General features: G+C 50.0%; 22 protein-coding genes. 7 read left to right on the forward strand and 15 right to left on the reverse strand.

The window, feature by feature from the left end; genetic code table 11:
* Position 1: 1 nt before the first annotated feature.
* From map to ABDZ76_RS04470, 6 genes are all read right to left on the reverse strand, one after another.
* Positions 2-781 (reverse strand): type I methionyl aminopeptidase, encoded by a 780-nt coding sequence (gene map, locus ABDZ76_RS04445; RefSeq protein WP_343801837.1) that lies wholly within the window; start codon positions 779-781, stop codon positions 2-4.
* Entirely contained in the window at positions 778-990 is a 213-nt protein-coding gene (locus ABDZ76_RS04450) for a ParD-like family protein (RefSeq protein WP_184222297.1), read from the reverse strand. Before ABDZ76_RS04450 ends, map begins: the two co-directional genes overlap by 4 nt.
* A 68-nt stretch (positions 991-1,058) precedes the next feature.
* Positions 1,059-1,709: a PAQR family membrane homeostasis protein TrhA gene (gene trhA / locus ABDZ76_RS04455; RefSeq protein ID WP_343801857.1), complete on the reverse strand. Its 651-nt coding sequence runs from the start codon at positions 1,707-1,709 to the stop codon at positions 1,059-1,061.
* A gap of 119 nt (positions 1,710-1,828) precedes the next feature.
* A complete protein-coding gene (locus tag ABDZ76_RS04460) occupies positions 1,829-2,542 on the reverse strand; it encodes a transglycosylase SLT domain-containing protein (protein WP_343803073.1) in 714 nt (237 codons plus the stop codon).
* A gap of 51 nt (positions 2,543-2,593) precedes the next feature.
* The gene (locus tag ABDZ76_RS04465) at positions 2,594-2,782 is read right to left on the reverse strand and encodes a hypothetical protein (RefSeq protein ID WP_343801859.1); all 189 of its coding nucleotides are present in this window, start codon (positions 2,780-2,782) and stop codon (positions 2,594-2,596) included.
* A gap of 164 nt (positions 2,783-2,946) precedes the next feature.
* The gene (locus ABDZ76_RS04470) at positions 2,947-3,639 is read right to left on the reverse strand and encodes a fumarylacetoacetate hydrolase family protein (protein ID WP_343801862.1); all 693 of its coding nucleotides are present in this window, start codon (positions 3,637-3,639) and stop codon (positions 2,947-2,949) included.
* 291 nt (positions 3,640-3,930) lie between these two features.
* Here ABDZ76_RS04470 and ABDZ76_RS04475 point away from each other — a divergent pair, with 291 nt between their 5' ends.
* A complete protein-coding gene (locus ABDZ76_RS04475) occupies positions 3,931-5,562 on the forward strand; it encodes an alpha-D-glucose phosphate-specific phosphoglucomutase (protein ID WP_343803076.1) in 1,632 nt (543 codons plus the stop codon).
* A gap of 36 nt (positions 5,563-5,598) precedes the next feature.
* On the opposite strand, the gene ABDZ76_RS04480 is transcribed toward ABDZ76_RS04475, so the two are convergent.
* Positions 5,599-6,774, reverse strand: a complete 1,176-nt coding sequence (locus ABDZ76_RS04480) for an Mrp/NBP35 family ATP-binding protein (RefSeq protein WP_343801865.1) — start codon at positions 6,772-6,774, stop codon at positions 5,599-5,601.
* Between the two features lie 186 nt (positions 6,775-6,960).
* Between ABDZ76_RS04480 and ABDZ76_RS04485 the strand changes: the two genes are divergently transcribed.
* From ABDZ76_RS04485 to ABDZ76_RS04510, 6 genes are all read left to right on the forward strand, one after another.
* Entirely contained in the window at positions 6,961-7,356 is a 396-nt protein-coding gene (locus ABDZ76_RS04485; protein WP_343801868.1) for a VOC family protein, read from the forward strand.
* Between the two features lie 72 nt (positions 7,357-7,428).
* The gene (locus ABDZ76_RS04490) at positions 7,429-7,830 is read left to right on the forward strand and encodes a hypothetical protein (RefSeq protein ID WP_343801871.1); all 402 of its coding nucleotides are present in this window, start codon (positions 7,429-7,431) and stop codon (positions 7,828-7,830) included.
* Positions 7,831-7,912: 82 nt separating this feature from the next.
* Complete coding sequence (locus tag ABDZ76_RS04495) at positions 7,913-8,530, forward strand: copper chaperone PCu(A)C (RefSeq protein WP_374844534.1); 618 nt, start codon at positions 7,913-7,915, stop codon at positions 8,528-8,530.
* A gap of 424 nt (positions 8,531-8,954) precedes the next feature.
* Positions 8,955-9,140 carry a hypothetical protein gene (locus ABDZ76_RS04500; RefSeq protein WP_343801874.1) on the forward strand — a complete coding sequence of 62 codons (186 nt, stop codon included), beginning with the start codon at positions 8,955-8,957 and terminating at the stop codon, positions 9,138-9,140.
* Positions 9,137-9,643: a hypothetical protein gene (locus ABDZ76_RS04505; RefSeq protein WP_343801877.1), complete on the forward strand. Its 507-nt coding sequence runs from the start codon at positions 9,137-9,139 to the stop codon at positions 9,641-9,643. Before ABDZ76_RS04500 ends, ABDZ76_RS04505 begins: the two co-directional genes overlap by 4 nt.
* A gap of 157 nt (positions 9,644-9,800) precedes the next feature.
* Positions 9,801-10,031 carry a hypothetical protein gene (locus ABDZ76_RS04510; protein WP_343801880.1) on the forward strand — a complete coding sequence of 77 codons (231 nt, stop codon included), beginning with the start codon at positions 9,801-9,803 and terminating at the stop codon, positions 10,029-10,031.
* A 91-nt stretch (positions 10,032-10,122) separates the two neighbouring features.
* Here ABDZ76_RS04510 and ABDZ76_RS04515 read toward each other — a convergent pair whose 3' ends face one another.
* The 8 genes from ABDZ76_RS04515 to cyoA all read right to left on the reverse strand — a co-directional run bounded on the left by ABDZ76_RS04515 (position 10,123) and on the right by cyoA (position 22,892).
* Positions 10,123-10,848 (reverse strand): L,D-transpeptidase, encoded by a 726-nt coding sequence (locus ABDZ76_RS04515; RefSeq protein ID WP_343801883.1) that lies wholly within the window; start codon positions 10,846-10,848, stop codon positions 10,123-10,125.
* Between the two features lie 118 nt (positions 10,849-10,966).
* Positions 10,967-15,613, reverse strand: a complete 4,647-nt coding sequence (locus ABDZ76_RS04520; RefSeq protein ID WP_374844535.1) for a translocation/assembly module TamB domain-containing protein — start codon at positions 15,611-15,613, stop codon at positions 10,967-10,969.
* Complete coding sequence (locus ABDZ76_RS04525) at positions 15,610-17,583, reverse strand: autotransporter assembly complex protein TamA (protein WP_343801886.1); 1,974 nt, start codon at positions 17,581-17,583, stop codon at positions 15,610-15,612. Before ABDZ76_RS04525 ends, ABDZ76_RS04520 begins: the two co-directional genes overlap by 4 nt.
* 466 nt (positions 17,584-18,049) lie before the next feature.
* Positions 18,050-18,616 carry an SH3 domain-containing protein gene (locus ABDZ76_RS04530; protein ID WP_343801889.1) on the reverse strand — a complete coding sequence of 189 codons (567 nt, stop codon included), beginning with the start codon at positions 18,614-18,616 and terminating at the stop codon, positions 18,050-18,052.
* 231 nt (positions 18,617-18,847) lie between these two features.
* Positions 18,848-19,225 carry a cytochrome o ubiquinol oxidase subunit IV gene (gene cyoD, locus ABDZ76_RS04535; protein WP_210307072.1) on the reverse strand — a complete coding sequence of 126 codons (378 nt, stop codon included), beginning with the start codon at positions 19,223-19,225 and terminating at the stop codon, positions 18,848-18,850.
* On the reverse strand, positions 19,225-19,854 hold the full coding sequence (gene cyoC / locus ABDZ76_RS04540; protein ID WP_343801892.1) for a cytochrome o ubiquinol oxidase subunit III: 630 nt from the start codon (positions 19,852-19,854) through the stop codon (positions 19,225-19,227). The genes cyoD and cyoC overlap by 1 nt, the downstream gene beginning before the upstream one ends.
* 2 nt (positions 19,855-19,856) lie before the next feature.
* Positions 19,857-21,836, reverse strand: a complete 1,980-nt coding sequence (gene cyoB / locus ABDZ76_RS04545; RefSeq protein ID WP_343801895.1) for a cytochrome o ubiquinol oxidase subunit I — start codon at positions 21,834-21,836, stop codon at positions 19,857-19,859.
* Positions 21,837-21,860: 24 nt separating this feature from the next.
* Positions 21,861-22,892 (reverse strand): ubiquinol oxidase subunit II, encoded by a 1,032-nt coding sequence (cyoA, locus tag ABDZ76_RS04550; RefSeq protein WP_343801898.1) that lies wholly within the window; start codon positions 22,890-22,892, stop codon positions 21,861-21,863.
* Positions 22,893-23,137: the final 245 nt, after the last annotated feature.

A 23,137-nucleotide genomic window follows, 5' to 3' on the forward strand; every position in this document is an offset into this window, starting at 1 on the left:
TTTATTTCAGCAAATCCAGCATGTTTTCTTCATCAGGGCGCAATGTCAAAACCCTGGCGCCATCAGCCGTCACCGCCACGGTATGTTCAAACTGAGCGGATAATTTTCCATCCTTCGTCACCACCGTCCAGCCGTCTTTTTTGGTTTTCACCCGCGCCGTTCCCTGATTGAGCATCGGCTCAATGGTAAAGGTCATGCCCTCGCGCAACACCACGCCGGTGCCAGCCTTGCCAACATGGATAATGTCCGGCTCCTCATGCATCTCACGACCAATACCGTGGCCGCAATATTCGCTCACCACGCCATAGCCATGGCCCTTGGCAAAGCGTTCAATTGCATGGCCGATATCACCAACCGTTGCGCCAGGACGCACGACAGCAATCCCCTTCCACAAAGCTTCATAAGTGCTTCGCACCAGCTTTTCCGCATAAGGCGGCACGTCACCAATCATATAGGTTTTGCTGGAATCAGCGATAAAGCCATCTTTCTCGAGCGTGATGTCGAAATTGATGATCTGACCATTGGCAATCACATCCCTTTCCGACGGCATACCGTGGCACACAACTTCGTTGCGCGAGCAATTCAGAACATAAGGATATTCATATTGTCCTTTGCTGGCGGGACGTGATTTCAGCTCATGAACAATGTAATCTTCCACCATATTATTGACCTGCATAGTGGTCATGCCCACCAGCGGCAAACGGTCGATGAAGGTGAAAACATCTGCCAGCAAACGGCCGGAAACGGCCATTTTTTCCAGCTCTTCAACGGTTTTAATCATGATAATCTTATCGCAATCTGCCCAAGATCAACCTTGGCGTTGCGCAACTGCATCTGCACAATTTCATTAAATGTCATCTCGGGATGGGCTTGCGCCAACATGCCGATTTTCATCCAATATTCTGCCTGCGCATTGATAGAGCGGCACATCACATCACTGGCTTTACGCAGCTCTTCGTGCAGCTCATCATTAATTTTTACAATACCCATTTTGCTACCAATATATGATTCATATACGAAACATATATTGGTCAGCTTTTAAAAAATCAAACCCAAATTTAATGTAAAGAACTGGCAACAAAAACCGCACAATAATGCAGCGCAGCACCGGTTGCGACAAAACCATGCCAAATAGCGTTTTGAAAACGCAACCGCTCCCAGACATGAAAAATGACACCGAGTGAATAAACCACGCCACCTGCCGCAATCAGCCAGAGGGTTGCCGGCGACAATACCTGAAACAGTGTGTCATAAACCAAGATACCACTCCAGCCCAAAGCCAGATAAAGCACAATCGACAAGCGTTCAAAACGGGCAGGCCATAAAAGTTTAAGCGCGACACCTATGAGTGCCACGGCCCAGACAAAGCTCAATAAATACGGAGCTTTGTCACCTGTCTGGATGAGAAAAGGTGTATATGTACCGGCAATCAGCACATAAATGGCGGCGTGATCAAAACGGCGTAAAAACCATTTCACCCGTGATACCGGCCAGATATTGTAAATGGCCGACATGGTTAAAACCAACACCAGCGACACTGCATAAATGGCAATGGCAAAAGATTTAGAAAACGGCAATACCGGCAGATAAAAAGTCAGCAATGCAACAGCACCAATCACACCGAGCGTCACGCCCAGCACATGGATAACGCCATCCGCCCATAATTCGGCGCGCGTGTAATTCCATGATTGAGTGGGTTTCATCGTCATTGCTATGCTTTCTGCTGGTCCGTTTGATACGCAAACACACAGCAATAGTTAAGCCGTCATCTGCACGACTTAAAGATGTCGCGCAATTATGACATGGTCATGACTTGAAATTTTGAACTTTATTTGCGTGCCGGACGCAGACCAGTTTCTTCCAGCAACCCCTTGCGCTTGGCATCATAATAATAGCCGCGCGCGTAGAACTTAACCGCCTGAGTTTCATCGCCTTCAGCAACTTTATAGGCACCGGAAAGATATTTGACTGCATATTTGAGATTGGTTTCAGCATCTAGCAAACCACTGGCCGCACCACGATAGCCCATACCACGTGCCGTAGGATGGCTGATCTGCATCAGGCCCCAATATGGCCCGTTGCGTGCTGCCGGATTAAACCTGCTTTCGCGGTGCACAACACGGCGCACCAGACGTTCCGGCACCTCATAAGTAGCTGCATATTTCTGGATCAGCTCATCAAGGCCGGCGGGCGCATTGGCCGGTGTTTTAAAGGCCAAATTACTCGCGACTGAAACAGGAGAAGTCTGAACCGGCGAACCAGCCGCATAGGCCATAGCCGGAATGGCCGCTTCGCGTGAAGACGGCAAAGGAGCAGACTGCTGCAAGCTTGCAATCTGTGTAGCGGCGAGTGTTTCTGCGGCCACCTCAGATGCTGTTTTGACAGCCTCACCACTGCTTGCCGAAGTAGCAGAAGCAGACGCCCCTTCCGCAGCAGATGATAATAATGCTGTCTGTGATGAGCCGCTCTCACTGGTCGTGTTGCAACCCGTTAGAACCAGACCAAGTGCCGATACTGTCAGCGCCACATGAAAAGCACGCATCAGCGGCTTGTGCTTTGTCTGATTATAAAGTTGGAGAGCCGTCATCTGGTTTTACGCTTCAAAATCACGGGTGAGGCGCTTTTCAAGCTCCACCAGCTCTTCAGGAAGCGGCAGACCGCTGGCTTTCAAAGCATTGAGTTTTTCATGCAAAGTTTCACGAATTTCGTGTGCATCTTCCGGCTGGTTCACCATCTGCTCAAACAAGAGCGCCAGTTCTGCCTTGATATCCTCAAATGCCATGACCAATCCTTTTGCAATCTAAAACCGCAGCGCCGGAATCTCTTCCCGCTCTTTCAGCCTAGTCTGAACCTACCACGTAAATAAGCAATTACGAAAGAGCAAAGCGTGTAACCTTGATAAAATCAATATTACACGCTGTTAGAATAGGGCTGCAACACGCGCAATCAGGCCACTTTGCAGCGCAGTGTCCCAAGTTTATCAATGCCGCCCTCAATCATATCACCACGCTGGACAGCCCCGACTCCGGCCGGTGTGCCGGTGAAAATGAGGTCGCCTGCTTTCAATTCAAACAGGGAAGAAAGATAAGCAATGCTCTCGCCTACTTTCCAGATCATCTGATTAAGATCACCGCTCTGGCGTGTTTCACCATTGACTTTCAACCAGATAGCACCAGCCGAAGGATGCCCCGCTTCATCCACGCGCACCAGATCACCGCACGGTGCCGAATGATCAAACGACTTGGCTGTTTCCCATGGGCGGCCTGCTTTTTTAGCCACGGCCTGCAAATCACGACGCGTCATATCGATGCCAACCGCATAGGCGTAAACATGGTTGAATGCGTCTTCCACCGCAATGTCAGCGCCGTCTTTACCAATTGCCACCACCAGCTCAATCTCGTGATGCACATCATTTGTCTGCGATGGATAAGGAAAAACAGCCCCGCCTTCCACCAGACAGTCAGGGCTTTTCTGGAAGAAAAACGGGAAAGAACGGTTTGGATCGCCACCCATTTCCACCACATGGTCAGCATAATTTTGACCAACGCAATAGATGCGATGCACCGGAAAGCGTTGATCAATCCCTTTTACAGGCAGGCTTGCCTGCGGCTGAGGCGCGAAAACATAAGTCTGTGACATGGAATATCCTGTCTTTGCCAAGCTGTTTTTTTAAGTGCCATGATTTAGACGTATAAAAGCTGCGCGCACAAGCCCGAAAGATTAAACTTTTGCAAAGGTTTAAGCAGGATAAAATAAAGCAGCTATACAAAATAGAATTTGCTTTCATGCAACCAAAGCGGCAGACACGGATTATTATCAAGTCAGCGCAATATTGATATCATAACGTCAGACGAATGCGCTAAACAGCATTAAAGATCATTCACAAAACCAAAGAAGAACCGGAACGCCATGACAAAGATAAGTGATGATATAGTGATCAAAACTGTAGCAACGAAGCCTTATCTGGATCAGATGCCCGGCACATCGGGATTGCGCAAAAAAGTTCCGGTCTTTCAGCAGGAAAATTATGCCGAGAACTTCATCCAGTCGATCTTTGACGTCAGTGGCGATGTAAAAGGCAAAAAACTGGTGATTGGTGGTGATGGCCGTTTTTATAATGATCAGGTCATTCAAAAAGCCATCCGTCTGGCTGTTGCCAACGGCTTTGGCCATGTGATGATCGGCCAAAACGGTATTTTATCGACGCCCGCCGTTTCTAATCTGATCCGCAAATATAAAGCGCTGGGCGGCATTGTGCTTTCTGCCAGCCATAATCCGGGTGGCCCGAAACAGGATTTCGGCATCAAATATAATATCAGCAATGGCGGCCCCGCACCGGAAAAATTTACCAATGCAGCCTTTGAGCGCTCAAAGCTTATTGATCAATATCTCACCGTTGAAACCAGCGACATTGATTTAAGCCAGATCGGCAAACATCAGATTGGCGCGACCACCATCGAGATTATCGACAGCGTTGCCGATTACGCTGAGATGATGGAAGACATCTTCGATTTTGATGCCATCCGCACCTATATCCAATCCGGTTTCACCCTGCAATTTGATGCGATGCACGCCGTCACCGGCCCTTATGCCAAAGAGATTTTTGAAAAGCGTTTGGGTGCCGCTGAAGGCAGTGTCATCAATGCCGTGCCTCTGCCGGATTTTGGCGGCCAGCATCCCGATCCAAACCTGATTTATGCCAAAGGTCTTTATGACCTGCTGATGTCGGATAATGCGCCAGACTTTGGTGCAGCCTCTGACGGGGACGGCGACCGCAATATGATTATCGGGCGCGGCATGTTTGTCGCCCCTTCTGATTCTTTAGCCGTCTTGGCCGCCAATGCGCATCTGGTACCGGCCTATGCAGCCGGATTGAAAGGCATTGCCCGTTCAATGCCGACAAGCTGTGCCGCTGACCGGGTGGCAGAAAAACTGAAAATCGGCATGTATGAAGTGCCGACCGGCTGGAAATTCTTCGGCAATCTGCTCGACCATCAAATGGCAACCATTTGCGGTGAAGAAAGTGCCGGAACAAGCTCCGATCATGTGCGTGAAAAAGACGGCCTTTGGGCCGTACTGCTCTGGCTCAATATTCTGGCCGTGCGCCGCCAAAGCGTTGCCGATATCGTCAATGAACATTGGCGTGATTTTGGCCGTAACTATTATTCACGCCATGATTTTGAAGGCGTCGATACGGATGTCGCAAACAAGGTGATGCAGCGTCTGCGTGGTGAGCTTGCCTCGCTGGCCGGCACCAGTATCGATGGTCAAACAATCGAGAAAGCCGATGATTTCGCCTATCATGATCCGGTTGATCAATCGGTCAGCGCGCATCAGGGCATCCGCATTTTGTTTGATAATGGTTCGCGCATTGTTGTGCGCCTGTCAGGCACCGGCACCACAGGTGCCACCATCCGCATTTATATTGAACGCTATGAAGCAGATGAAGATAAACTGGCGCTCGACACACAAGAGGCTTTGGCCGAACTGATTGCGATTGCCGAAAAGATTATACAGGTCAAAGCCATCACCGGCTTTGAAGCCCCGACTGCTATCATTTAAAGCATAAAAAAGGCCGGTTAACCGGCCTTTTTTATATCAATCGAAAACAATATTAGGTGCCTGACGACCACTGCCGCCCTCACCTGCATTGATATTGTCCCAAACCTTTTTAGCGATATCGCGGTAGATTTTTGCGTGTTCGCTTTCCGGCTCTTTCGCGGTGATTGGTGTTCCGGCATCCGAATAAGCACGCACATCCATATGCAGCGGCACTTCACCTAAGAACGGGACGCCGATACGCTCAGCTTCCGATTTGGCACCGCCATGACCGAAAATATCATAACGCGCACCCGTATCCGGCGCGATAAAGTAGCTCATATTTTCCACCACGCCCAGCAAAGGAATTTCCACTTTGCGGAACATGTTCAGACCTTTGCGCGCATCAATCAGCGCCAGATCCTGCGGCGTGGACACAATGACAGCACCAGAAAGCGGCACTTTCTGCGCCATGGTCAGCTGCACATCGCCGGTGCCCGGAGGCATATCCACCACCATCACGTCGAGATTGCCCCAGTTCACTTCGCGCAGCATTTGCGTCAGCGCTGAAACCACCATCGGTCCGCGCCAGATCATCGGCGCATCTTCATCCACCATGAAGCCCATCGACATCACTTTGATGCCATAGCGCTCCATTGGCTCAATACGTTTATCGCGGGTTTGTTCCAGCTGGCCGGAGATACCAAGCAGGCGCGGCATCGACGGGCCATAAATATCGGCATCCAGAATACCAACCTTCAAACCATTGGCCTGAAGCCCGAGCGCCAGATTGACGGTAGTCGTAGATTTGCCCACACCGCCCTTGCCCGAAGCAACAGCGATAATATGTTTAACACCCGGCACACCGGCTTTAGGCGGCAATGTTGGCGCCCCTTGCGGACGACCGGCCTGTGGCTGAGCTGCCGGATTGGCGGCGCGCGCCTGCGGGCGTGGCGGCGGCGCATCATCACTGGTACGACCACCGATTTTTTCTGCCGTCAGCGTCACCAGCGTGCTTTTAACGCCCGGAATGTTAGAAACAACCTTCTCAGCCATGCTGCGCAATGGCTCAAGCGCCTCTGCACGATCCGACGGCACAGTGATGGAAAAGAACACTTTACCATCGGCAATAAAAATATCCGAAACCAGCCCCAGCGAAACAATATCGCCTTTAAAATCCGGCCCTGTGACCTGCCGGAGTTGGGTAAGAACTTGTTCGCGCGTTACACCTGACATTGAGCCTTCATCCCGCATCATCATTTTGATACATATAGGGATAAAGCAGTTTGCAGGAAAAGGCCAACCCCTCAAAAACCCTTCTGTGCAGATTTCGGCACAGATTGCACCGCTACAGTTCCTTTATAGTTCATTGTCATTTCACATCTGGGTGGTAAAAGGGGCTAAATTTATCAGGAGCGTTTTATGGCTAAAGCTATTCACAGTATGATCCGTGTGCTTGACGAGCAGAAATCGGTTGATTTTTATGACCGCGTTTTCGGCCTGAAAATTGCCGAACGCATTGATTTTGAAGCATTTACGCTCGTTTATCTGCGCAATAACGAAAATGATTTCGAGCTGGAACTCACCGTCAATAAAAACCGTGAAACCCCTTATGATCTGGGCGACGGCTACGGCCATCTGGCTTTTGTCGTTGATGATCTCGATGCTGAACACAAACGCGTGACAGCTTTGGGCTTTGCACCACGCGACATGGTGGAATTTAAAAACGGCGACACACTCGTTGCCCGTTTCTTCTTCATCAGTGATCCGGACGGCTATAAGATCGAAGTTATCCAGCGCGGTGGCCGCTATATTTAGCCCTTGGCAAAACCAAACATTCCAAGCTAAATACGCCTCAACTTGATGCAGATTTAATCCGGCAGTGGGTGAATGGTGCGAAACACAAAGACAAAAACAGCATTTCTGATACGCTTTTTAAGCGTATTGGCACTGTTTTTTGTCGCTTTTGCCCATAAACCAATTGAATTACGTGCAACAGAAAGCTCCGATTTTCTGCGTGCAGAGTTCAGACTGCCGGACGGCACTTTTCCGGTTATCTGCCTTGACAGCAACCGCGATGTAAACGGCAAGCCCGGTGAAGGCCGCCATCTGCATGTTGCAGATTGTGATGCCTGCCGCCTGTCTGCCAAATTCATCTGCCCTGCACCAAACGCCTCTTCCGGCCCCGTTCTTGCACTTGGTTTGGCGCATGGTGATCTTTTACCTGCCCCTGTGATGCGCCGCGCGGTCTATCCGCCCGCAGCACCACCTCGCGCACCGCCTGCCGCCTGATTTTGATTGAACATTCATGTGATTGCGCCAACCAGACGGTTTTGCGCATCAAACAACCATCAAAAAAATCAGGATTACCAATATGTCATTACGTTTTTTAGCTGCAACATCTGCCGCCGCTCTTCTCATCAGCCTCTCCGCTGCACAAGCACAAGCACATTCACCGGCAAAAGCACCCGCAGCACATGAAACAACCGCTCAAGCCAGCGATCATGGCCACGCAAAAGATGGCCATGGTGAAAAAGAACATGCAGAACACGGTCACGACAAACATGCAATGGCAGCAGAACCAATCAAGCTTGGCGATCTGACCCTTAACAATCCGACAGTGCGCGCCACTGTGCCGGGTGCCAGCGTTGCCGGTGGCTACATCACCATCAACAATGGTGGCAAGGAAGCCGACCGTCTTGTTGCAGCCTCCACACCGACAGCAGACCACATGGAAATCCATGAAATGAGCATGGAAAACAATGTTATGAAAATGCGTCAGCTGAAAGATGGCTTGGAAATTCCGGCCGGTGAAACCGTTGAGCTGAAATCCGGCAGCTATCATCTGATGCTGATGAAACCAGCCAAGCCTTACCTTGAAGGCGAAAAGGTTGCCGTCACTTTAGAATTTGAAAAAGCCGGTAAAATCGACATCGAATTCAATGTGACCTCAGCCAAGGGTAAAGCGGCCTCTGAACACAGCCACCACTAAACAATTTCCACCTCATGTGGAGATAGCCAATCTATTTGCCGGACAAGACAGGTGTTTTGTCCGGCATTTTATTATGCCTGCGCATTTTTCAAAAAAGCTTCATCAACCCGCCATGTTAAGGCCTTGGTTGCCCCTTAACGCATATTCACGCGCAATTTGTCACAGCAGCGGATAAAGCGTTGAAGGCACTTTGCAGCAAAAAAATTATTTGCTATTGAGAATACAAGAAACATGACTATTTTAGTCTAGAATAATTCTAAACTATTGAAATATAAAGAGAATACCTAAATTTCATTTGACAGATCGAAGAATCCATCGTTCTATGTCTGCAAATGAAACTGACAAAGAGGGCTTTAAGCTATCCAAGTCAGCCTCGTTCAACCTTTAATGTTTGGGCCTTGAACCCGTTCGATTGGAGGACCTTATGTTTGGTCTTAAAAAAGACCATTACACTGCGGATAGCGGATTGCAGGCGCAATTTTTATCCGTGAGCAATGGTCAGCGCATTTTTGCCTCTGCCTGTGGTTTTAACCCGATAGCAGCAGCACCTTATTCATATCATTCCGTTGCTGTTAAAGCATGTGAAACGGCACCGCGGAGGTTCTCATGAACCCGCGTATTGCTGAACTGAACGGCAGCAACACCTCCTATTTTGACCGTATGCCTGAACGGCTGGTGCTGGAAGGTTATCGCCGCTGGATTGCCGGCTTTGAGACCGGCTCCGTATTGCCATGGGAAATGACCTGGGCACTTTATAGTGACGCTGTAGGCATTGATGCCAGCAAAGGCCTGATTGCGGAATTATCGCAATTTGTGCGCGTGCTGCGTCATTGCGCTTTATGTCCGCTGCATAGTTTCCCGTTTGATTCCCATCAGGTGTGTCAGGCTGAATGCTTAACCCTCGGGCTCATTTCCGCCATGCAAAATGGTGACCAAACAACGATTGATGCGTGCCTTGGCTCCATCGCTTGCAAAAGCCGTTGTCTGGAAGTGGAAAAAGCAGCGCAGGATTTTGCTGATGCCCTGATGGCAGCAGATCAGATTTTGCTGCCAATACCGACAAATGCATTGATGAGTGCGCTTAGCCGCACATCGGCAGTGACCGTACATTAGAGTTCAATCGAATATGAGGCGGTGCGGTCTTAATCAGTTGCCCCAATCCTCCCGCCAGTACTTAAGACTGACACTTAAGATACGCATCGCCGGACGACCAGTTAACCCAAGCATTTGAGTGCAGTCTCCTCAAATGCCTCACACAACGGAGTGTGTTATGCTTGCCAGTACTGAAAAACGCCTCGGACTTATTGCGGCTTCAGCTTTGACAGCAGCCTCACTGCTGATGATGAGCCAGCAGCATCCGATGACCACTTATCAAGTGGCTACAACCACGCTCACCACAGTTGTCCAGACCGCGGCAGAAACAAACCTGCCTGACAGCTCTAAAGTCGTGATGAATTTCACCGGCAAGCAACAGAATGGCCAACACGTAGCTATGCGCTAATACAGCTGCACTTTATCACCCAAACTCGTTAAAGTGCGCCGGATGGGGCTTTTCCTGACCTCTGGCCTCATCCGGAATTTTATATAAGACCTTATCCGCGCACAACGATCGGCGCTTTGCCGTCTGTGCGATTATAAAGGTCAATAATATCCTGATTCATCAAACGGATGCAGCCGGATGACATTGATTGTCCGATTGACCACCATTCCGGCGAGCCATGAATGCGATAGCCGGTATCTTGCCCGTTTTGATAAATATATAATGCACGAGCACCCAACGGGTTTTGCGGCCCCGGCTCCATACCATTACGATATTTTTCCAGTTCCGGCTGTCGTTTGATCATTTCCGGCGGTGGTGTCCAGCGCGGCCATTGCTTTTTATATTGGACATTGGCGCGGCCTGACCACTCAAAGCCGGCTTTACCGATGCCGACACCATAGCGCAGGGCATCGCCGCCCGGTTGCACCAGATAGAGATAATGATTTGTTGTATCGACAACAATCGTGCCCGGTGCCTCTCCGGTCGGATCAGGCACGATCTGACGGCGAAACTCTTTCGACACTTTTTCATAAGGAATGGCCGGAAGGCTATAAACACCCTCATTCACCGCTGCATACATCACATCAGGCGTGGTAATAGCTTTATCAACACTGATCTGCGGACGCATTGGCGAAATGCCGCCGGTGCTCATCGGATCAACATCCATCTGAAAAGCCGACATATCCATCGACTGACAGCCCGCTACCGCTGACAGAGCGACCGAGCCAGTGCCGAGTAAAAATATACGACGGGTAAAATGCGCGTCAAACTTCGCCATAAACGTATTCCGGTCATGATTAGTACGGAGTATGACCTTGCGCTTTTATGGTTTAGGAAGCGTTAATCCGGCAGCTTCATTCAATCGCTGCCGGATCACAAAATAAAACGCTTATGTCTTAGTAATCACGCTCGTAAAACACACCAGCGCTGGAATTGCCATCGGAACCAACCGAAGCTTTAGCCTTCAGGCTGCGGGTAATATCCATGTTCACAGTACCCTTGGTCGAACCGGCAGAACCAGCCTCAACACCCAGATAAATATTGTCACGGATATAAGTCCCTGCGCGAACAGCGGTGTTGCCCTGCTGGTCAGTGACCACATCCAGATCATCAAGGCCGATACCCTGACGGATACTTCCCATCAACGAAGTGTTCTTGCCGCCAGCCAATTCTGCTGCAGCTGCTGCCAGCTGTGCAATCTGGAAGGCCGACAATTCACTGATCGAACGATTGAAGAGCAAACGCGCCAGAACTTCATCCTGAGGCAATTCAGGCTGCGAACTAAAGGAGATATCGAGATTATCGACAGTACCTTTAACCGTTACCAGCACGATGATGTCATTACCTTCTGTGCGGGCAACAAAGTTTACCTGCGGGTTAAGATCACCAATCAGGGTCACCTGACCTTCATCAAAGGTAATGCGCTGTCCCATAATGCCGATACGACCACGCAGCAGATCAAAACCACCGACAGGCTGGATATTGGTTACAGGGCCAGTCAGACGTAAACGTCCGCCCAGTTCCGTATCCAAACCACGACCACGAACAAAGATCTTGTTCGGAGCGTTGACCAACACATCCAGCTTAGCGACACTCGGACGTGCCGAAGGTGTCGGAATTGGCCCTTTGCGAGTTTCAACTTTCGCACGGGTCAGCGTACGCATCACCGCAAGCGGTGTGTTGATATGGTTGACATTGATGCTGGCGGCACCACCGCCCATGCTTTCCGGCACGGAGATTTCTGCACGTTCAATATCAATGCGGCCACCAATCAGCGGATCACGCAGCAACGGACCGGTGATTGACAGACCACCATTAACAGTTGCCACCACCAGCGTGCCATCAGCATAACGCGCACGGTTGAACTTGATCTCAATATTGGCAGGCATTGCAGCTGCCATATTGGTGGAAATTGTGCCGCTGGCGCTAAGTGAACCACCGCTGCCCAGATCAGCATTAACCTGACGCAGCGAAATGGTTTCGCCGTCGAGACTACCCATCACATTGATATTGTTGAGACGGACATTGGTTTCCGGATCAATGAACTGTGCGCCATTGGTCGAGAACATGCCGCGCAATTGCGGACGATCAAAGCCACCCGAAACCGAAGCGGTCAAAGACAGAGTACCGCTCGCCTGCGAACCACGATCAGCGATAAAGCGATTGGCAAGCGCCAGAGGCACATTACCGGTCACATTAACACCCAAGCCCTGACCGGAAAGCGGCACTTTACCACTGGCACTGACATTCAGGCCTTTTGGGCCGTCAACTGTCAGACTGGAGAAGTTAACTGCCTGACCGGCATAATCACCGGCAGTATTGAGTGTTAAAGGCGCCAGACCGTTTTCACGTAAAAATGACGTCGACAGTTCGGAGCCTTTCAGGGAGAATTTGGCATTCGGATTTTGCAATGTGCCGGTCACACGTGCAGTGCCTGTAACAAGACCACGCAAATCCTGTCCCTTTACCGCACCATTCAAAACAGTGAGCGGCAATTGGGTCAAATTAACATCAAGCGCCAGTTCGCCCTTGCCCAACGGCACACCGCCATTGGCACGCACATCAATGCCGCCGCCGCCAAAGACGCGCGCATCAACATTGAGGCGATTATTGGCTGACGTGCCTTTCGCATCGGCATCCAGTGCTGCAATGCCCTGCTTTTTCAATTCAGCAGCGGTTACACCGCGTGCCTGCAAATCAAAACGGACATCCGGCGCATCAGCAGTACCGGTGATATGGGCTGTACCATTAACGATACCGCCAAGCCCCAGAGCTGGCTGCACCGCATTGGCAAGCGCCAACGGCAAGTCAGAAACAGCGACAGACAAATCAAACTTATCTGCCAGACCGCCTTTCACTTTAACCTGACCACTATTACCGCCATTGCTGGCATTAATCAGAACATCGCCAAAGGAAATACGGCCGTCTTTCACAGCAATATCAGCAGGTGCGGCAAGGCTTGCATTCAACTGCGCCTGTTTCACATCTGCTTTTGCCAGGCTTAACAAGAAGCCGCCATCTTTTGGCTCCAGCGAACCGGCCGCATTGGCAACAGTACCAATGGAAAGCTTGGTTGTGGCATTAAACTGTGTTTTCGAGCCTTGGGCATTGGCCTGCGCATCAAGCGTATCAATACCGAAATCACCGATCTTGATATTGCGTGCAGTTGCCTGACCATCAACAACCGGAACGCCCAGCAAATCCTGCGCTTTCATCGCGATATCGGCAGCATCAATGCGGTTGCCATTCGCCTTCAGGCTTTTAACTGTCGCATTGACCACAGCATTCTGGGTTTCACCATTATGATCAAGGCCGATTTCAGCTTTGACACTACCAGCCGCTTCAACCAGAAACAGTGCAGCAGCAGTGGACACATCCGGTGCATCAACCTGCAACTGGCCTTCAAACAAACCTTTGGCTGTTTGCGTGACATTACCACGAACTTCGGCACCACCTGCTTTAAACAGCAGGTTGCTCAAACGTTTTTCATCATCAACCAGACCCACCAAAGTGGACAGATCAACGCGCTCGCCATTGAGGAAAGCATGACCAGCCAACTGACCATTCAGCACAGTACCGGTTTTTGAATTGCCATCCATCACAGCGTTAAAGTCAAACGCACCATTGCTCAGCTTTTGACCGGCCAATGTTCCTTCAGGCGCAGCCGCACGCATAGCGACAGCAAACACGCCGTCATTGCCGCGTGCACTGCCTTTGACAGTCAGTTTACCTGATGTCTGATCGGAGAGATAAGCCATATCGCCAAGCGAGGCAGCGAAGTTGAAATCCGCATCTTTACTGGCGAATACGCCATTGGCTGTCAGCTCTGTCTGCTCATTACCGAGACGGAAATTACGGGCTGCAAAACCTTGCGGCCCACGCGCAATACCACCTGTCAGACGTGTCTGTCCGGCCAGCACTTTATCAGCCGCCTCAATGCCGGTGCGCATGCCATCGGCACTACCATCAAGATCAAGGTCAAAAGCGCCGGTTAACGGTGCGATTTTACCTTTAGCTGTCAGATGCAGTGCACCGCCAAGATCACGTCCGGCCAGCGCACCAAATGGAGACAGGCTCTCAATTGCTGCATTGATATCACCCTTAAAGTGATTATCCTCGATGATACCTTTCAGGCTCAGCTTGGTATCCTGCGCAATAATATCGGCACGGTTCAGATCAACCGGCTGACCGGCTGTCCATTGTCCATTGATCAAAAGCTCGATTTTTTCGCCAAGCGCTTGTGCCAAATCATCATGCGGAGAACCAAGGCCACCAACATTACCCTTCACATCAAAAGTAATATGACGGGCATCAGGCTGATCGAGGTTTTCGGCCACACCACCCATATCAAAGCTGATATGATCACTGGTGAGATCAGCAGTTTTAAGCTTAGCAACATCAAGACGGCCAACCCAGTCATTGGTCGGGCGATCACCAAATGCAAGCTGGAAACGGGCATTAGCAACAGAGGTTTCACCACCAGAAACAGGCAGCAAAACACGTCCCTTTTCAGCGTCAGCCAATGTCAGATCCACACGCAGACGATTTAAGAAACCGTCTTTGCCGCTTTCAGCAGAAGCTGCAAGTTTCAAGGCCGCACTATCCAGAGCCAGATCATCAAGGCGCATGCCGCCTTCATCTTTAATCAGGCCAAGTGCGGACAATTTTGTATCTGCACCAAAGAAATCACGAAATTCCTGCGGCACCAAAGCTGCAATCGGACCATTGAGGCGGGCGGTAAAAGCTCGGCCCTTATCTTGACCTGAATCTTTACGATCCACGGTCAGAGCACCGGTCAGAATACGTTTGCCATCAGCATCAAGGTTCAGATCGATGTTAAGATCATCGAGAACGCCGGCGCCCTGAACATCGAGTTTGACCGGAGGACGGCCATCGATTTTCAGCAAATTCGCAATAATACCATTGGCAGGTTCTTCCGCCTGCAAATTCAGATCAAGCTTTTGCGTGCTGTTGGTAAAATCAGCTTTAAGATCAAATTTACCACCCGGCCCGTCAAGACGGCTGATCGCAAATTCAGACTGCAACGAACCATCAGCCAGCGCCAGTTTACCCTTGGCAGAAACTTCAGATTCAAGACCGAAAATATCATTGCCAAAATGAATTTTGGCAATGTCGAGCTGATCCAGATGCACCGACAATGGCAGTTCCGGCACGCTGAAACTTGACGATTCAGGTGACGGCACATTGCTGTCCGGCACTGGTGTGCGCAGCAAATCCACACGTTCAGCAGAAAGGTTCTGAATGCTCAAATTACCGCGCAACAGCGCCAAACGGCTCCAGTTCAGGGTTGCGTTTTCAATACGCAGCCACACACCTTCACGGTCGGCAACAGTGATCGCACCAACTTTAGCTTCGGAAGACAAAACACCGTTAAGACCAGAGAACGAAATTCTGCGGTTTGGTGCGGATAATTGATTTTCGATGAAGGATAGAAAATACGACTTTTCTTCCTCCGCCTGATCCTGTGCAAAGGATGGCAGAGCAAACAAAAGAACAAGAATAAGTGTCAGTAATCGTGTCAAAACGACTGTCCTATACCCACATAGAAAGAAAATTTAGGATCGCCGGAGCCGCGGTCAAGCGGCACGGCTGCATCAAGGCGGATGGGGCCAAGCCCTGTGTGATAGCGCAAACCGCCACCAACACCGACGCGCAGTTTTTCAGAGAAGTCCGGATAGGATTTCTCCCCCACATAACCCGCATCGGCAAAAGCCACCACGCCAATGGATTCGGTCACCTTAGCGCGCACCTCACCGGATGCCTCAACCAGGGAGCGACCACCAATGATTTCACCGGTTGATGTTTCCACACCCACATTGCGATAAGCATAACCACGGATGGAACCGCCACCACCGGCAAAGAACAATTTATCCGGTGGCAATTCGCTGATACTTGCACCAACGATAGAGCCAACCTTAGCACGACCTGCAAGCGTTACGCGGTCGCCTTTGCCAAAGCTGTAATAGGCGCGGCCTTCAGCAGTGAACTTATTGATAAAGTTGCCATAAGTGGCCTCATAAAACGGCTCAAGATAGAGCTCGCCATAAAGGCCGTGCTTGGCATCATTCTTATCATCACGACCATCATAAAGCAGATTGCTTTGCAGACCAATCGTCGTGAACTGACGCTTGCCGTAATAATCGTCATTAAAGTGCGAGCGACCGACATTAGCATAAATACTTCCTGATAATTCTTCAGAGAAGATATGCGTGAAGCCGCCTTTCAGGTTCACCGATGTTTCCGTATAAGCATCGATCACTTCACGACGCGCATTCAGAGCGGCAACAAAATCCGTATCTGGTGTAAAAACACCCGGCTTAGCAAAGCTTGTGCCCAGCAAATAAGTATAGTTCTTCGGATTGAAGGAATCTTTCTGTGACCCACCAATACCGCTGACCTTGCCTTCAACGCGCAAACGCTCGCCTTTACCCAGCAGGTTACGGTGCATCCAATAGGATTCAGCCCCAAAACCGTCCAGCGTAGAATAGCTGCCACCAATGCCGAAACGGCGCGGTTTGCGCTCCTGCACATTGAGTGTCATCGGCAAAGTGCCGTCCGGATTGATGGCTTCAGCTTCCTGAAAGCTCATCGCGCGGAAAACTTCCATACGTGCCAGACGTTTTTTGGCGCGTTCCAGATCGGCAGGATCGAAATCCTCGCCCTCTTTGAGGCCGGTCATCCATGCCACAAATTCCGGATCCATCCGCTGCGCACCTTCAACGGTGACAGGGCCATATTGCGCATGCATGCCCGGATCAATGGTAATTTCGGCGGCAATCGTATTGCCCTGATGGTCGGCGGTTACCTGCTCATCCGTCATGCGGGCTTTGGCATAACCTTGCTGGCGCCATGCTTCAACAGCCAGACGCTCGGCACGCAAAATCGTGCCGGACTTGGCAATTTCACCATCAGCAAATCCGGATTCTGCCGGCGTCTTCACCTGATCACGGCGAGGCGTTGCCGGTGGCGGTGCCATATTGACAATGCTTGCACGCGAAAACAGAAATTGCGGGCCCGGATCGACATTCATAACTATACTAACGTGATCAGGCATTTCCGCATCAGGCGGAATATCACTGGCCTCGCGGCCATTCACTAAAATGGAAATCGTACCGCCATAGCGCCCTTCATTATAAAGGGCTGCCAGAATACGACGATAATCACCACGGGCTTTAGCCAGCAAGCCTGCTGAACCGGATGCAGGTTTATCCTGATCCGCGACCAAACCGGATGCACCCTCGATGACTTCCTTGCTATTATCTGCTTTACCGTCCGGCTTGATCTGAACACCGCCGACAACCACTTCAACATCGTAGTTTTTAGGTTCAGCGATCACGGCATCAGGATCATTTACTTGCTTTTTCTCGCCCCATAAATGAATGCCGAAAAGTTCAAATGCTTGTGCCGGAGAAGCAAGGAAAGGTGAAAGCTGGGCAGCCATCAGCAATGCCAGTACGCTTGCTTTATAAATTGGCCTTGCCTTCAGTCTCATATGCTTGTGCATTCCTATACTAAATCCATACGAACAGACTGAACCGGATACATTTCTTTGACAGAAATCTTATCTGTTCCACCTGTATTTGTCGATTGCTACAGTATATTTTTTACTGCGCAATGCGCCTACCCAACATAAGAACAAGATCAAAAATCGCGCTCATGTGAGATATACAGTGAATAGCACGGGCATGGTTAACGGGCACACAAGAGAAGATGCAATTCAACTTTTAGGTGAATGAAAGGTTAACCTGAATTAGGAGCTAATCCGATCCGGCTTTATGACCTTACAAGTCCTTATAAAATATAAGCAATTTCTGAATTAATGATTTTTGAGCGCAAATTTCGTGCCAAATATTTTTTACAAAAAATGCGCTCAAATTGATGAAAATCATAATATCAAAATGCCGGAAAGCATCAGGTTCTTAATTATCATCCTGCTCAATGGAATCAGTTTCAGGCTCTTATCCTCCAACCGGCCTTACACCCTCACCAATGGGAACATTGCGCATAGGCGGATAAACCGGTCCGCTTCCTGCATCCTTATAAGGGTCATAGAAAGGCGCTGAAGGTGCCGGCTGCGGTGGCAAAGGTCGCGGCCGATATGGCGGACGGTACTGATGGCGTGATGGCCGGTAGTGTCCATTATCATTGCCCCAGCCACCCCACCCCCAAAAAGGCTGACGTCTGATGACAGGGCCGCTTTCAATAATGACTGTCGGCTGGCGCGTATAGTAAGGTGCTGGCTGAACGACACGGTTGAAATTTAAATAACGCGCCGATACCCAGCCATAAATACGCCCGACACGCACATGACACCATCCGGCCTGACACGGGCCTGCATCCACCTGCCAGCCAGGTCTTAAGGTGCCAATTTTCTTATAGCGTGCTGCTGCCCCTTCACGTACATTCACATTGCCGGTCACAATTGCAGGCGCAGCATAACTAACAGCAGGCGCACCTAACAGCACACTCAATAAAGCCAGTTTGAAAATATATTTTGGTTTACCAATCAATTTGCGCAGTAACATATAAAAAAACTCCGTTCTCACCGGAGCAAGGCATCAAGCACACCTTAAGCCCTTCCGGTCAAAGATGTATTTTTACCACTTTAGTAAACACAAATACAACCAATGAGTGCTTTAGTGTATTTACACACGCAAAATAAAAAAGCGCTCCGGATCAAAAAATCCGGAGCGCCCGATGCGGCTTTTGCGGGGGGAGAGGAGAGAAAAGCCGCTGAAAACAGGATGTTAATTATATCAAGGCAGGTTGCGGGCTGCCTCTGGGGTCATCTGCATCGGCATCATATTGGTATCCAAATGATGCATGATCCAAACCGAACCAATCAGAACAATCGCCAGAATGATAACGGTGAACAACAGCGCCATCATGTTCCAGCCACCTTCTGATTTCGGGCTCATATGCAGGAAGTAAATCAGATGAACGACCATCTGCACTGCTGCAATACCCAAAACGATGGCAGCGGTAACCGCTGGTGTAAATGTTCCCACCATTACCAGACCGAAAGGTACGGCGGTGAGAATAACCGCCAATACAAAGCCGATCAGATAGGTTTTCAGATCACCGTGATCAGCACCATGATCAGTTGTTCCGTGTGTATCTTTCACAGCACTCATCACAATACTCCCATCAAATAGACCAGCGTGAAGACACCAATCCAGACGATATCCAGAAAGTGCCAGAACAGGCTGAGGCACATAATACGCGTCTGATTGCTCTTGGTGAGACCGGTACGCATAACCTGCGCAACCAGCACAACAATCCAGATCAGACCGGTGAGAATGTGGAAACCGTGCGTACCAACAAGTGTAAAGAATGCCGACAGGAACGCACTGCGATCAGGGCCTGCACCGATCGAAATCATATGATGGAATTCATAGATTTCCATCGCAAGGAAGGTAGCACCAAGCAGGAAAGTAACGCCGAGCCAGCGGATAAGTCCGGCACGATTACCTTTGAACATTGCCAATGTCGCCAGACCATAGGTCAAGCTCGATACCAGCAGCAAACCTGTTTCAACCGCAACAAATTGCAGGTCGAACAATTCACGCCCCGTTGGCCCACCAGCGAACTGGTGGGATAAAACGGCATAAGTTGCAAAGAGCCCTGAGAACAACACGCAGTCGCTCATCAGATAGATCCAGAAACCTACCAGCGAGGTGGAGCCTGCATCGTGATGATCTTCATGCGCTGCTTCCACATCAATAGAAGCGCTGTGATTATCTAAAACAGCTGAGGAACTCATGATCAGGCCTCCTGTGCTTTGAGTTGAGCGGTGCGGATATCTTCAACCGCCTGCACTTCATCGGCAGATACATAATAATCTCTGTCCAGCGAGAAGGAGTGACCGATACCAACAGCCAGCATGCCCACCACACCGACGATCGCCAGCCACCAGATATGCCATACCATAGCAAAACCAAAGACGATGCTGATCATGGCAAGGATGAAACCTGCGCCGGTATTTTTCGGCATATGGATGCGGGCGAATTTCTGTGTGCGGCGTGGTACGCCACTCTTTTTGATCTCCCACCAGGCATCCACATCTTTGATCGGCGGAGTTTCGGCAAAGTTGTAGAATGGCGGCGGTGAGGAAACTGACCACTCAAGTGTGCGGCCTGTGCCCCATGTATCGCCATTGAGATCACGCAGTTTTTCACGGTCACGGATTGAGACAAGCACCTGAAGAACCTGGAAGACAATGCCGACCAGAATGATCGCCACACCAACGGCTGCGATAATCAGATAGATCTGCCATGCAGGGTTTTCGGTGTGGTTCAGACGACGGGTCATACCCATCAGACCCAGCACGTAAAGCGGTGCGAAGGCAAGAATGAAACCGGTGAGCCAGCACCAGAAAGCATAACGGCCAAGACGTTCATTAAGCTTGAAGCCGAAAGCTTTCGGGAACCAGTAGATCATACCGGCAAAGCAACCGAACAACACGCCTGAAATAATAACATTATGGAAGTGTGCAATCAGGAATACAGAGTTGTGCAACACGAAGTCTGCCGGCGGAACAGCCAGAAGAACACCGGTCATACCACCGATAACGAAGGTGCACATAAAGCCGATGGTCCACAGAACCGGCGTTTCAAAACGCACACGGCCTTTATACATGGTGAACAGCCAGTTGAACACTTTCGCACCCGTCGGGATGGAAATGATCATGGTTGCCACACCAAAGAACGCGTTCACACTTGCGCCGCCACCCATGGTGAAGAAGTGGTGCGCCCAGACGAGGAACGATAGAACGGTAATGGCAACGGTTGCATAAACCATTGATGTATAACCGAAAAGACGTTTGCCGCTATAGGTCGCAATAACTTCAGAAAACACACCGAAGCAAGGCAGAACCAGAATGTAAACCTCAGGATGACCCCAAATCCAGATGAGGTTGATATACATCATCGCATTGCCACCAAGATCATTGGTGAAGAAATGGAAGTCGAGGTAACGATCAAGCGTCAGCATAGCCAGCGTAACGGTCAGGATCGGGAATGCAGCAACAATCAGGATGTTGGAGCAAAGCGCTGTCCATGTGAATACCGGCACCTTCATCATATCCATGCCAGGGGCACGCATTTTGATGATTGTGGTTATCAGGTTCACACCGGAAAGCAGCGTCCCCATACCGGAAATCTGCAATGCCCAGATATAATAATCGACGCCGACATCAGGACTAAACTGCATACCGGAAAGCGGCGGATAAGCCAGCCAGCCGGTTTTTGCAAATTCACCGACACCCAAAGATACGTTAAGCAAAATGGCACCGGCTGCAGTCAGCCAGAAGCTTAAATTGTTCAGATAAGGGAAAGCAACGTCGCGCGCACCGATCTGCAACGGCACAGCAAAGTTCATCAAACCAACGATGAACGGCATCGCCACGAAGAAGATCATGATCACGCCATGGGCGGTGAAGATCTGGTCATAGTGATGCGGTGGCAAGAAGCCCTCTTCCGCACCGCTGGCCATTGCCTGCTGTGCGCGCATCATCACAGCATCGGAGAAGCCGCGGAACAGCATCACCAATGCAAGAATGATATACATGATACCGACGCGTTTATGATCAACCGACGTCAGCCAGTCATGCCACAACACGCCCCATTTGCGAAAATAGGTAATCGCAGCAAAAAGTGCTAAACCACCACCAAACACGGCCGCCAGGGTAACCATGACGATCGGCTCATGAAATGGAATCGCATCAAGCGTTAATTTTCCGAACATTTTAAAGCTTCACTTGAATTTTTGTCAGCCGCGCGGGGGACGTGGCGACGAAGTTTTCATTGAATCGGCCTCAGTCAGATTGACCGGAGCAGTCAGGCAAATCACATCATCTGCCCAGAGGCTCATGTCGATCGGCGAAGACTTACGTAAGTTGGCGCGTGCGGCACGAGCCATCTGCACACGGTGCATTTCATCGTCCATGCAAACGGTTTTGCCATCAACGCAACGATTGATAATGTCGTGATACAGCGTCGGATCATTATAAGTGAAATACTGAACCGGATGTTTTTCACTTGGCTGTTCAAGCGACATATAACGGGTGCGATCCAGCACATCGCCTTTGGTTTTCACCTCGGCAACCCATTTGTCGAAACCAGCCTGATCGAAGCTGTGTGCCTTAAAGCGCATCTGGGCAAAACCGGCACCACTATAGTTGGCCGACATACCATCAAAAACGCCTTCATGATTGGCAATCAGGTGCAGTTTTGTCTGCATACCAGCCATGGTGTAAACCTGACTGCCCAAAGCCGGAATGAAGAATGAATTCATCACAGTGCCGGAGGTCAGTTTGAAATTGACCGGCACATCCACAGGCATGGCCATCTCATTGACGGTCGCAATGCCATATTGCGGATAGAAGAATACCCACTTCCAGTCGAGAGCAGTGACTTCAACTTCCAATGGCGGAACGTCGGAATCCAGCGGTCGGTAAGGATCGAGCTTATGGGTGGCAAACCATGTCACCGTGCCGAGTACGACAATAATGGCACATGGAATGAGCCAGACAGCCAATTCGATTTTTGTGGAGTGATGCCAATCAGGCTGATAATCAGCCTCTTCATTTGAAGCGCGGTATTTCCAGGCGAAATACAGGGTCATAAAAATGACCGGAATAACAACCAGCAACATAAGGCCTGTTGCAAAATAGATAAGGTTGCGTTCCTGCATCCCGACTGCGCCCTTAGGGTCCAGCAGAACCTGCTGGCAGCCACTCATAAAAAGGGTCAGGACTGCAAGGCTCAACAGAGCCAGCACGCGCGATGATCCAAATTTCATTTACGCTTCCGTTTCGTGCATTGCCCGAAATGGGGGAAGACAACACACGCCTCAATTTCTCAATTTACGGTAATTACTGAAAGTTTGAAAGGTACAGTTATACCTATTACCTCAGATTGTCACGCGTCTTCTAAAATAATTATCGATCAATTAGAAGATACTAAAAATGGCTCACGCAAAAAAAAGCAACGCGGGAAATCGCTAAAAACTTATAAAATTTCAATATTACTAATGTAAAATATAAT

The organism is Paenochrobactrum glaciei (assembly GCF_039522165.1).
Lineage (GTDB): Bacteria > Pseudomonadota > Alphaproteobacteria > Rhizobiales > Rhizobiaceae > Paenochrobactrum > Paenochrobactrum glaciei.